The organism is Alcanivorax sp. HI0083 (assembly GCF_001635175.1).
This window is the reverse complement of record NZ_LWFX01000468.1, coordinates 1-768: the sequence shown is the minus strand read 5'-3', so window position 1 is coordinate 768 and position 768 is coordinate 1. Positions and strand designations below refer to the sequence as shown.

Here is a 768-nt window from a genome sequence, read left to right as displayed (position 1 = left end):
GGCGGTGCGGGATCTGCTGGCGCTGGCGCAGACCGTAGGCGGCAATGCCGACCCCGGTAGCCTGGCGACCCTGCAGGCCTACGCACAAAAACGGGAAAAGGATCAGGCCCTGATCAGTCAGGCATCCCGCTGGGTACCGGAACTGTTCCGGGTGCAGCAACCGCTGTTTGCGCACAGTCGCCAGTTGGGGTTGGTGGCCATGGATATTCTGCCCGGGCTGCGTAGTGGTTTTGCGAAACGGGCCATGGGGCTTTAAGAGCAGCTGAAAGTTCAAAGTTTAAAGTTGAAAAGCGCGTGCAAGGGGTTCCCGGTACCCGAAGTCCGAACCCGCGTTCAGCGCGAAACACCTTCCGTTCAGCGTGGCGCCAAACCCGTCTCGCGTTTGAACTTTACACTTTAAACGTTCGCGGCTGGTTGAATAGTACTGACGGTGGAGAGGGCATTTCCGTCCTTTGGGTGAAGTATATGACTGGCAGTAACGAACAACACATCCTCATCGTTGGCGGTGGCATGACCGGTGGGTTGCTGGCGGTGCTGCTGGCAGAGCAGGGATTGACGGTGACCGTGCTGGACGGTGCCCCTGCCCCGGCCCTGCCGCAGGGCAAGGCGCAGTTGCGGGTGTCCACGCTTACCGAAGCCAGCCATTGGCTGCTGCGCAATACCGGGGTGTGGGATTATCTGGATGCGTCGCGGGTGCAGCCCTACAGTGCCATGCAGGTGTGGGACCAGGATGGCACTGGCGAGGTGCTGTTTCAGGCTGAAGACGTA

Annotated in this window: 1 protein-coding gene and 1 pseudogene; both read left to right on the top strand. The window is 60.4% G+C overall.

Annotated features, from left to right (window positions below; genetic code table 11):
• Nucleotides 1-256, top strand: a pseudogene (locus tag A3754_RS27250) (oxygenase); the annotation flags it as partial.
• Nucleotides 257-465: 209 nt separating this feature from the next.
• Nucleotides 466-768, top strand: a 303-nt coding sequence (locus A3754_RS04805; protein ID WP_156496800.1) for an FAD-dependent monooxygenase, incomplete at its 3' end; no start/stop codon positions are given.